Raw genomic sequence first — 11309 nt, forward strand, 5'->3', positions numbered from 1 at the left:
TCGCGCCGCTCTTAAACGACTCAGTCTGCGAGACCTTTGGTCAGCAGCTCGGCCACCAGCTGATTGAGGTCAAGCTCGCGTTCTTTGGCCAGCGTTTGCAGCTGCTGCACCAGGCTGCCGTTCAGTTTGACCGCAAACGGCACCAGGCCCAGCGCCTGATCGCGCTTGCGCTGCTCGCGTCGATCGATGGCGGCGACGTCGCTGTTGCCGAAGCCGGCAGCGCCGGGGGCGCTCATTTTGCCCATGAGTTTCTTGGCGTCGCTCTTTGCCATTCCGGTCTTTTTCACTATTGATATCCTGGTTGATAGACGTTAATCGGTTGCGCGCAGTATACGCTTGGCTGCACCGCGCCGGCGTTTTCCTATTCTGCTTGAATCGGCAGATGTATCGGGCGGCCGCCTGATTCGCCTTATTCACCGTATTAACCGCGTTAACCTTATTCGCGCCGCTTCCAGCTCATGGCCCAGGAATAGAGCCCGACCAATGCGCCGAACTGTATCAAACTCGATCCGAGCAGGTAGATGAGGGGATGCCAAAGCAGCGAATACCGCAGCATCACCCAAGCCGCGAACGTGTATTGAACAGGCGTCAGCACAATCAGGTAGCTGATTGCCATTAGCGTCAGCAGAATCTTGCGTGGAAGGCCGAAATCGAAAATATTGTAAAGCAGCCCGTATATCCACGGCGTCAGAAAAATCAGCAGCATCGACGCTTGCGTGAGTGCAGAAATGGAGGACGCCGACTGATAGGGAAATTGCGCTGCCCAGAAATAAAAATACAGCTGGCTCATCGCTTGAATCATGCTGACCACGCGCAGTGCATAAGATATCGGCAGCATGCGGCCCGGCAGCAAGGTGCTGCCGATCAGGAGCGTAATGGTGATCAACATGCCGCTCCACCATTGCAAGGGATTGGGAAGCGCTGCTTGAACGAAAGCGTAGGGGACGGATTGCATCCCCGGAAAGGACGTCTTGTCTGTTTTCAGCAGCAATTCGCTGGCGAGGCCATTGGCCCAGAATCTGATGACTCCCGACCAGAATTCTGCAATCAAGGGCCATGCAAGCAAGGTGCAAAGAAAAATAGTGGCCGGTACCAGCAAAACATCCACCCAGCGGGTACGCGGGAAAGACAAGCGCCGCAAGGCACGGTGTGTCTGTATCAACTGGCCGCCAAAGCCGAGAAAACGCGGATTGATCGCAGCGTCCGGCAGCTTGTCCGTGTCGGACAAATGAGTTGAGGCGTCTGGCCTGGATTTCATCTGAAACTCCAGCGCCAGCCGAGATTGAATGAGAGCCGATCGTAGAGCGGACTTCGGTAATACTCCAGCCCTGCCAATAACATGCTGTCGCGGGTGATTCTTTCGCGCCATTGGACGTTGGCGGTATTGCTCTTGAAATTCACCAGTGCCGAGCCGCCTGGCAAGACCTTGTAGGTTTCCTTGGCATGCTCATAGCGAACGATGATGGCGCGGCGATCGTCGCTGCCAAAGGTCGCGGCAATGTATTGGCTGGGACCCAGTATCTTGCCGGGGTCGGCCCAGTTCAAGCGCAGGCCGCCTTCTACCACCAGGCCCTTATGGTAAACGATGCCGGTGAACAGCAATCCCTGGTCGGCGCGGGCGCTTTCATTGCCTTTGGCGTAGTAGGCGCCGACGCCGGCGACATACTGGCGTTCACTGCCGAATTTTCGATAACCGGTGGTATCGATGCGCCAGCTCGGAAACAGCGGGCTGTTGCCGGTGCCGACGGCGACGGTGCTGTAATAGTCTTGCGAGAAATCGTGCGTAAGAGAGAGATTGCCATAGTTGCCGGAAAATCCGAATCGGGATTGCTGCGTCAACTCTCCCTGTACCACGCCTGCCGACGTCACCGCCATGCCGTGCAGCGATATCATGCGGGCATGGCCATAGCCGTGCGTCATGTGGCCGTTCCCGCCTGCCAGTTCAAGCGCGCCACGTTCGGGGGCTAATTCCGGCTCCTTGCTTACAGAAGTATCGGTCGCTGTCGCCGCAGCAGGGTCTGTGACGGCCACCGCCTTGTCGTCAACTGCGGCCGATTCCGCCGGCGCGCTATACAGCGACAATAAGCGAAGGGGCTGGACGCCGGACGCCGGCATGGCGGCATCAATCCCGGCCGCCGCATGGCAAGAATAGGCGGCCACGCCCAAAGACAGCCCGAGCGTTGCCAACGCTGTTCTCGCTACCAATGTTCTATGGCGAGCCGCTATCCGGATAGCGTTGTTATTGGTGGTTGTAGTATTCAATGCGCTACCTTCTTTCTCAACGGTGTTGAAATACGAAGTTGCTTGACGTCGCCGGCGATTACAGCCCAGCTCTCGCCGCGTTGTTCCACTCTCGCTTTACCGCCGGTCACGCGCGGCTCGGCATAGAGCGAGACAGGAAATAACCAGGTCAGCTGATTCAATGAGATGGTATTGGCTGCATCGATCACCACCGCATTGCGGTCATTTGAAATATTCCATACCGTCTGTTCGCGGCGACTCATGAAGCGAGCAAGATCGGTCATGGTGCGCCAGCGAAATATCCCCTTTCTTTCAGCTTCGTCAGCGGCAAGCATCAACTGGTTGATGGCATCGGGATACATGACCGCTCCTGGCGGGTGGAAATAAATCAGCCGTATCTGACCGGTATTTTCGGTAAATCGCACCAGCGATGTCAACCAGTTGCTGATTTCACTTTCCGGAACGTGCTCAATGTAAGCTTCCTCAATCGTGCTGATGTGACCGTAAGTCTGCACCGGAAACGACCAGATGTGCTGGTCGCGGCGGCCGTCGCGATAGGTATGGGTCGGCCCTTGTCCGATGTTTCCGGTGAAGTAGTATGCCTGAACATGTTCTGCTTCAAGCCAGTCGGTTATCCAGACCGGTTGATTGCCGTTAGGCGCCGAATATTCGGTTTGCTTGTGTCCGATCAGTTGCTCGACCGTCTCGGAATTTTGCACCAGGTAGGAAGTCATCTGCTGCTCGTTGTCGTCGGACACGTGGTTGCCGAACCAGTCGTGTATCCAGCCGCCGTGGCTGCCGATTTCATTTCCCCGTTCCAGCAAGCCGCGTAATATTTCCTGAAACGCCGGGTTGTGGTTCAGGTCAATGCCAAGGCCGTCGCCGAATTCCCGCTGATCCGGACCGGCAGTGACATGGATGCTGAACGGCCCGCGTTTAAACACGCCGGCTTTAATCAGCTGGTCCATTGCAGGAATACAGATCTTGGCGTCGCAGTGCCAATTCAAGACCAGTCCGCCTATCGCTTCCGGCGCTGCAGACAATTGCGGCTGCCCCATGATGCGGTTGGCGAAGTAGTGCAAAAAGCCATGCATCAATATGCCGTCGGTACGCAGCTTCAAATAACCCAGCGGCAGATTGACAAACAGAACCCGTCCTTTGCCGGCAGTGTGTTCGCCGGCAATCACGGTGTTGCCTTCGGCCCGCATGTGCACTGTTCCGGCATAGGAACTCGCGGTGCGCAGGACCGGGTAGCGCAACGTATTTTCGCCGTAACCTGACAGGACCGCCCGGCCGCCGCTCGCTATCCATCGGCCTGGCGGCAGATATAGTTGTTCCATGATTTGCGCGCTGCCGGAGATGGTCGGGTTAAAGGACATTTTCTGGTGTAGCGTCTGGTACATCGCATAGTCGGTTCCGGCCAGCTTTGAAAAGCGCGATGCCGGTTCTGCATAATAGCCGTTCTCGTCCAATATGCCGGCATCGCCTACCAGCATCAAGGCTCCGCCATTCTCTACAAACTGGCTGATCCGGTTAACCAGCGCCGTGCTGATCTGACGATGGATAGTGTCCGGCAAAATCACGCCGGCAAATGGACGCTCGCCTTTCAGGCCACGGCGTGAGAATTCCGACGCTGTAACGGCTTCCAGACGGATCCCTTCTTCCGCGGCGCCATCCAGCCATGCCGCTGAAAACAGCCGGCTGGTGTCGGACAGGTCGTCCGGCAAGACCAGGGCAATCGTATCGCTTTGCCATTGCGCGGGACTGACTTGATTGATGCGATACACCCAGGTTGCTACGCCGCCAATGATGGCGGCGACCAACAGCGTCAGCCATATCTTGGACAGCTTGCGCGGGCGTGGAGCGATCATGATGGCTGGCTCATATCCCCGGTTATGTCATTGCTTATATCGCTGCCCGTATCCTTGGTTTTCAGCGCATTTGCCAAGCCGACGCGTACGCCTTCCTCAACAATGTTCCAGCGGCCCGCGGCGCGCCAGGCGTTGGAGTTTCCGAGCCAGGTGCGCGCTGTTGCCGCATCGCCGGCCTGGTAAGCCGCCCAGGCGATCAAGCCCCACGGGAAATGATCGCTTTCGCCGGCCAGCCATTTTTGACCATAGTGCGCCATCCATACCTGCCAGTAGCGTTTCCCGCTTGCTCCGGTGCGCAGGTTGTATAGCCATAGATAAACCGGCGCCACGGCATTCGGATAGAAGCCGATCGGCGCCGGCGGCAGGCTGGCGCGTTCCGGTTCAAGGGCGCCATCCGGATCGTAGCCATAGGCAAATCGAAGCCCTTTCAGCATGCCGGCGGCGCTTGGCAAGGCTGCCAGCTGAACCGAAAAGCGTGCTGCCGCCGAGCGATCGCGGCGTAGCTGGGTCAACGCTCCGATCACTTCGACATTGTCGGCAAAATAAGCAGCGCTGCCGCCGGATAACGCGCGGAATGTCTGTTGAGCAGGATTCCAGAGAGTGGCCAAATGCTGCAGGGATCTGGCGCAGCTGGCAGCCAGCACCCTATCCCCTGGTAAAACGTCGGTCGCCGTCAAGCACCATAGTGCATCCAGGGAATCGTCCGCATCGGCGGGCCCGCAGGCGACCCAGTCAGCCGCGCCGCTGCGGCAGATTCGCGGGAAGGGGCCATTTTCCTGTTGGAACGGCAGCAGCCAATGGGCAAACGCTGATGCCGCCACGGTGACATCTACGCCCAGTCGATGCGCGGCCAGCAGCGCTTTGAGCGCGAAGTAAGGCTCGACATAATCACCTTTTGGAAAGACGGTGATGGCGCCGTCTGGCTGAATGAAATCGGCAAACATGGCTTCGCTTTGCATTGGCGCAGATTGCCCTGCTGCCGTCGCCGGCGTCATGCAGCTGAAACACAAAACACAAGCGAGCGCACACCATATCGATGGTGCAGCCTGAGGCGCCTTGCTGGTATCAAGCCGCATCGGATATCTCCCTTGCCGTCACCGTTGCGCCGTCTTGGGTAGTAATCACGCCATGCACGATGCAGCCTGCAGCGATGGTCAATTTCCGACAGATCATGGTTGTAGCTGCGTCGGGAGTGCCAATGCGGCAATCGGGGCCGATCACGATATCGTTTTGACTGATGACCGGACCAAGAACTGAACAATCCCGCGCCAGCACAATATTTTTGTTGGAAACAATACTGCCGGCAATGCGGGTGCGCTGTTCCAGGAGCAGGTCGCCATAACTCTTGATGTTGCCGAATACCGTTGTGCCGGCCAGCACACGGTATGCTCCACGCACCACAAAATCGCCATTCTGATAGCTGTCGGAGGATGCTTCGGCGCCGTCATCGAGAACCTGGCGCACGCGCGTCACCCCGGACGCCAACGCCTCGGGCGCCGCTGCGGCGGTGCCGCTGGAAACGCCGAAGCGCATGCTTGGCGCGCCGGCGCGCACAAATCGGCTGCCATCGGCAAAGTTTATTTGCTTGATCGCGGTGATGCGGCCGTCAATCGATGCGTTGCTGCCGACGTGGATCAAGAGAGCGTCGATCCAGCGATGCACCACCGTATCGGCGCCCAGCGTGATGACGCCCTGTGCAGAGCAGGCGCGCAGGCTTGCTCCGGCGCCGACCGACAGATTCGAGGCTGCAAACAGATCGGCCTGGTTGTGGCTGCCTGGCGGCAAACGAGCGTCGTGCACGAAGATGACGATACCGTTCTTTTTCCGCAGTATGTTCAAGGTTTCAGGATGATAGCCGGCGTTGGCGTCAGCGCCGAGGCGTTGGTGTACGATGCTCAGATTGTTGCCGATGCTAACGGTCCGATCGGTTTGCAAGTTCTGCAATTTCTGAAAATCTACAGCGGGCATGGTGGTAATGCGCAGGCGAAAGCTGTCGGCGAAATAGCGCAGTTTATTTACCTCGTTCCTTCTGACCGGCAACGGCGCGACATCGGTAGGGCGCAACCACTCGCATACCGCTGGAATGTATGGCAGCAAGGCGATCAGGATTACGCAGAGCAATAAGAGTGCCGGGAAGGCCATGATTAGAAGATCTTTCGGTTGAATTCGACGGGAGAATCTATCTGCGCGCTTGCGGGCGGCAAGATGAGTTCTTGGATAGGGGGTGCCGTGGCAACCCTGAATCTTTCTGTTTTCTGCCATACCAGCTCGCGTTTCCGCATCAAATCCAGAATTTGGCTGATGGTCGCACGGGTGATGGATATCAGGCTGACCAGGAAGCCGAATATGTTCAGCGGCAGCAAGCGGACACGATTGCGATTGCCGTCCAGATAAGTGGCGGCCGCAATCTCAAAAAAAGCCGCATTGGTGCCAAACGCCCCAGAGGCGACCAGGCCGCTTAAAGCCAGCCATCCGAACAGCCATTGGTGCGACGTCATGAAAAACTGAACGACCGTCAGTGTCCAGCCGATGAGCAGCAAGGGCGGCATGATGAAGACGCACAGCAGAAGCGCGCCGTCTACTCTTTCACGCAGGCTGATCCGGGGATTCCTCAGTAAGTCCATCAAATTGCGGCCCATTACCTGATTGTGTCCGCGCGCCCACCTGCTGATTTGCCTGATGCGGACCGGCCAGACTTCCGGAACTTCTTCGTAGCACTCCGAACGATTTTGATAAACCGTTTTCCAGCCGTTTTGCAAAAGGCGAAAAGTGACATCGGTATCTTCCGCCAGCATATCGCCGTTCCAGCCGCCGATTTCCTCCAGCGCGCAGCGCCTTACGCCGCCGACAGTGCCGCCATACTGCGGCACCAGGCCAAGATTCATGCGCGCAGCCTGATCAACCTGGTAGCCGCCGGCCCGTTCCAGATCGAGCAAGCGTGTCAAGAGATTGGTGCCGGCGTTGATGGGCACTACACGGCCCATGATGGCGCCGACTTCCGGATCAAAAAACGGCGCGACAAGTTGCTTTATCAAGCCGCGTGCAGGGAGATAGTCGGCGTCAAAAACGATAATGATTTCGGCCTGTATTTTCTCCGTGGCGTCGCGCAATGCGGCGGCTTTGCCAGGGCGTCCGGCGCTACGATGGAACAGCATGAAGCGATCGGGATTGGCGGCGGCAATGCGATCGATAATTTCACGCGTGCCATCCGTGGAGCGATCATTCAGGGGCATGATGATCAGTTTGTCGCGAGGATAGTCGACTTCGAGCAAGGCGTTCAACGCATCCGCAATTACTTTCTCTTCATTGTGAGCGGCAACGCACACAACGACTTGCGGCCACGACGCTTGTTCGATATCGAGATAAGGCTGGCGCTGCCGTCCAAACAGGCGGTTAAGGGTGAACAGGTAGTGTCGAATCGTATAGAGGACCAGTAAAAATATGATGCATCCGAGTACGGCTGTCATCAGATCCAGCTCTATCGTCCGGGCGCTGAATTCCAGAGGCGAAGAGCGTGCTTCCGCGGCCATGGCGATGAGAGAAAGAAATGCGCAGCGCGCCTTTGTTTTGGAGGGCCGCCCACACATTGCACGAATAGCTGTTTTACGAAGAGTACGCAGTGAGCAATTCATAAACCGCTCCTTGAAATGAGATCGTCTGCCAGACTTACTGAAGGAGCGTTGCCGCCAGCTGCGCTGTTTCTACCTGATCAAATTTTTCCACTCCAAATTCATCTGTCGCTCTGCCGCATAGAACGTCAACTATCCGCTCCGCCGCTCTGCCGTCGCCGTAGGGATTGATCCGATAAGTCGCCTGCTCCCAGGCGCAATCATCATCGTAGAGTTGCTCGACCGCGGCAACGATGCGTGCCGGGTCGGTGCCGACCAGTTGCACCGTGCCGGCGCTGACCGCTTCCGGACGTTCCGTGACATTGCGCATCACCAGCACCGGCTTGCCCAGCGCCGGCGCCTCCTCCTGCACGCCGCCGGAGTCGGTCAATATCACATGAGCACGCTGCATCAGGCGTACGAACAGCAGATAATCCAGCGGTTCGATCAGATGCACATTAGGCAGGTGGGATAGCGCCGCCAGCACCGGTATCTGCACGTTCGGATTGAGATGCACCGGATAGACGATCTGTATGTCGGAGCGTTGCGACAGTTTCACCAGCGCATCGCAGATTTCTATGAAACCGGCGCCAAAATTTTCGCGCCGATGGCCGGTCACGAGCAGCAATTTCTGGTTCGCTCTAAGGTAAGGTAAATGCGCGTCAAGATTTTCGCGCAGATGGCGGTCCAGTGCAATCCGTCGGGTTGTCATGTGCAGCGCGTCAATCACGGTGTTGCCGGTGACGATGGCGCGGCCGGCCAGGTGTTCCGCGGTGAGGTTGGCTTTTGCCCGGGTGGTAGGGGCAAACAGCAGATCGCTGACGACATCGACATAACGACGATTCATTTCTTCCGGCCAGGGTTGCGTCAGGTCGCCCGTGCGCAGGCCTGCTTCGACATGCGCCACCGGTATGTGTCGATGAAATGCCGCCAATGCGGCCATCATGGCGGTGGTGGTGTCGCCGTGCACCAGGATCCGATCTGGTTTCACCGCTTCGAGCACCGGGTCGAGCAAGGCAATCAGGCGCGCACCCAAACCGTTCAGCGCCTGGTTTGGCAGCATCGCGTCGAGGCTGTGATCCGCCTTGATTTCAAACAAATCAAGCACTTGCTGCAGCATGAGCCGATGTTGACCCGTAACGCAGACCAGCGATTCGATTGCAGTTTCGTGGGAAAGCGCCTTGACGACAGGGGCCATTTTTACGGCCTCTGGGCGCGTACCAAAGATAGAGAGAACTTTCATTTGTACCCTCGACTAGTCGAGTTAACTTGCACCCTGTCGAGACGAATCTCGCGAGGTCCTTTGGTTCTTCGTTCTTGATACAAATGCCGATCCGGCTCAGAGCCCTGAAAAACAGGGAAGGCCACTGCCCATGCAATATGTGTGAGCAATGACAAACATTAAATTTTTATTGAATTATTCTTGCAGATAAATTTCCGTTTGAAAACTGTATCCAATGTTACTTAATAATGCAATTATCACAATAATGATATTCATTGATTTTGTTTATTATCTTTTGTTAAACAATGTGACGGAATTATAACTGACAAAAGCTGGCCCATCACAAGCTAGTTTTGCGTTGACTTTGCGCTGACTAAAAAGGAGAGGGAGGCGCTTAAAGGTAGTTTCGAGCAGTTTCGGCGGGAGCTGAGCGTCGGGATGGATAGACGATGATCGGTGCTTGGTGGATTGATCAAAGCAAGCAGCAGCTGACATGGATCTACATGCCCGGGCCAAGCAGGAAATACGGTTTCGAGATTATCATTGTGCACATTGCGCCGCCGGCGCAGACCGGTTCAAACACGTATTCAAATCGCTTATTCAAATACTCTTACGCCCATCGCCAATGCTTTCTACTCTCTTGATTCTTAATCCATTGTCCGACCAAAGTCTGCAGCGCATCGCGCAGGACTTCCAGATTGTCTATGCGCCCACCGCCGAGCAGCGCCGCGCCGCCGTCGCCAGTCATGCCGACGCCATACGAGCCGTGCTGACCATCGGTTCGATCGGCTTGTGCGCGGAAGAAATTGCGGCCTTGCCGAAGCTGGAGCTGATTTGTGCACTAGGCGCAGGCTTTGAGAACATCGATCTGGCGGCCGCGCGCGAGCGTGGCATCACGGTGTCCAACGGCGCCGGCACCAATGACGCTTGCGTTGCAGATCACGCCATGGGTTTGCTGCTGGCGACGGTGCGCGGCATTCCACAGCTGGGGGTGGCGCTGCATCAAGGCATCTGGCGCGACGCCCTGCCTTTGCAGCCCAGCGTGTCCGGCAAGCGTCTCGGGATTATCGGGCTGGGCACCATCGGCAAACAGATTGCGCGGCGTGCCGCAGGCTTCGATATGACGATCGGCTATCACAATCGTTCGGCGCGCGATGATGTGCCGTTCGAGTATTTCGCGTCGCCGCTGGCGCTGGCGCAATGGGCCGATTTCCTGGTGGTTGCCACCCCCGGCGGTGCGGCTACCCGCCACATGATCAATCGACCGGTGCTGGATGCGTTGGGAGCACAGGGTTTTGTCGTCAATATTGCGCGCGGCAGTGTGGTTGATACCGCGGCGCTGGCGTCAGCCTTGCGCGAAGGGCGGGTGGCCGGCGCCGGCCTCGATGTCTACGAGAGCGAGCCGCTGCCGCCGGCGGAATTGCTGGGTTTGCCGAACGCCGTGCTGACCCCGCATGTGGCGGGCTGGTCGCCGGAGTCGGTGGCTGAGACGGTCCGTCTGTTTCTGGAAAACGCCAGGCGGCATTTTTCGGGGCAAGCGGTGCTGACGCCGGTTTGAGGTGACGATTGATGGGTAACGATTAATAGATAACGATTAGTGCTTGAAAAAAATCCGGCTCGACGCCGTAATGCCGTTCAGTTAAGACTGAACGGCATTTTTGTTTTTAAGTGTTGTAAACGCAATTGGAGGCTGTTAACCTGCGTCCATGCTTGATGACGCGATCCATTTTATGACTGAAGCTCAGGAGGCGCCCAACTGGGAGCGCCTGGGGCAGCATTTACCATATGAGTGGATAGAGCAGGCAATCAATTACACCGGCAAGGCGAGCATCCGGCACCGTCGGCTCCCAGCCGAGCAGGTGGTCTGGCTGGTAGTTGCCTTGGCGCTGTATCGGCATCAATCCATCAGCGAAGTCATCGACGATTTGGATCTGGCCTTGCCGGATGCCCAAGTTCCGTTCGTCAGCAAGAGTGCGGTCGCGCAAGCACGCCAGCGACTTGGGGCGGCGCCGTTACAAGCGCTGTTTGAGTTATCCGCCCGCGCGTGGTGCGATCAAGACAGCAAGCACTACCAATTCAAGGGTTTGAGGTTGTTCGCCATGGACGGCACAACCTTAAAAACGGTTGATACGCCAGAACACCGTCAGCATTTCGGCGCCCAACGCTACGCCTGTGCCGTGTCGAGCTATCCTCAGATACGCGGGGTCACGCTAACGGATGTCGCGACGCACCTAATTCGTAGTGCTGCCTTTGGTCCCTACGGTACGCACGAAATGCAGTATGCTAAAGAACTGGTTTCCTCTATTCCCGGCGATTCCCTCACGGCCTTTGACAAAGGCTTTTTGTCGGCGGAAATCTTATGCAACT

The 11309-nt window shown here is 57.1% G+C and carries 10 protein-coding genes; 2 read left to right on the forward strand and 8 right to left on the reverse strand.

Annotated features, from left to right (window positions below; all coding sequences use genetic code 11):
- Window positions 1–20: 20 nt before the first annotated feature.
- The 8 genes from KHU33_RS12345 to wecB form a co-directional block, all read right to left on the reverse strand.
- The gene (locus KHU33_RS12345) at window positions 21–287 is read right to left on the reverse strand and encodes a hypothetical protein (RefSeq protein WP_211463218.1); all 267 of its coding nucleotides are present in this window, start codon (window positions 285–287) and stop codon (window positions 21–23) included.
- A gap of 149 nt (window positions 288–436) precedes the next feature.
- Window positions 437–1258, reverse strand: a complete 822-nt coding sequence (locus KHU33_RS12350; RefSeq protein WP_211463220.1) for a hypothetical protein — start codon at window positions 1256–1258, stop codon at window positions 437–439.
- Complete coding sequence (locus KHU33_RS12355) at window positions 1255–2262, reverse strand: YaiO family outer membrane beta-barrel protein (RefSeq protein ID WP_230414217.1); 1008 nt, start codon at window positions 2260–2262, stop codon at window positions 1255–1257. The genes KHU33_RS12350 and KHU33_RS12355 overlap by 4 nt, the downstream gene beginning before the upstream one ends.
- Window positions 2259–4112: a polysaccharide deacetylase family protein gene (locus tag KHU33_RS12360; RefSeq protein WP_230414218.1), complete on the reverse strand. Its 1854-nt coding sequence runs from the start codon at window positions 4110–4112 to the stop codon at window positions 2259–2261. The genes KHU33_RS12355 and KHU33_RS12360 overlap by 4 nt, the downstream gene beginning before the upstream one ends.
- Window positions 4109–5056, reverse strand: coding sequence for a hypothetical protein (locus KHU33_RS12365; RefSeq protein WP_211463228.1), 948 nt, complete (start codon window positions 5054–5056; stop codon window positions 4109–4111). Before KHU33_RS12365 ends, KHU33_RS12360 begins: the two co-directional genes overlap by 4 nt.
- A gap of 121 nt (window positions 5057–5177) precedes the next feature.
- A complete protein-coding gene (locus KHU33_RS12370; protein ID WP_211463230.1) occupies window positions 5178–6254 on the reverse strand; it encodes a bactofilin family protein in 1077 nt (358 codons plus the stop codon).
- Window positions 6255–6256: 2 nt separating this feature from the next.
- The gene (locus KHU33_RS12375; protein WP_230414219.1) at window positions 6257–7579 is read right to left on the reverse strand and encodes a glycosyltransferase family 2 protein; all 1323 of its coding nucleotides are present in this window, start codon (window positions 7577–7579) and stop codon (window positions 6257–6259) included.
- A gap of 199 nt (window positions 7580–7778) precedes the next feature.
- Window positions 7779–8963: a non-hydrolyzing UDP-N-acetylglucosamine 2-epimerase gene (wecB, locus tag KHU33_RS12380; protein ID WP_211463232.1), complete on the reverse strand. Its 1185-nt coding sequence runs from the start codon at window positions 8961–8963 to the stop codon at window positions 7779–7781.
- A 604-nt stretch (window positions 8964–9567) separates the two neighbouring features.
- On the opposite strand from wecB, the gene KHU33_RS12385 reads away from it, so the two are divergent.
- Window positions 9568–10500: a 2-hydroxyacid dehydrogenase gene (locus tag KHU33_RS12385; RefSeq protein WP_211463234.1), complete on the forward strand. Its 933-nt coding sequence runs from the start codon at window positions 9568–9570 to the stop codon at window positions 10498–10500.
- Between the two features lie 148 nt (window positions 10501–10648).
- The coding region (locus KHU33_RS12390; protein ID WP_211463236.1) for an IS4 family transposase at window positions 10649–11309 on the forward strand (661 nt) is incomplete at its 3' end.

Source organism: Collimonas silvisoli, from assembly GCF_018305005.1.
GTDB classification, from domain to species: Bacteria; Pseudomonadota; Gammaproteobacteria; order Burkholderiales; family Burkholderiaceae_D; genus Collimonas; species Collimonas silvisoli.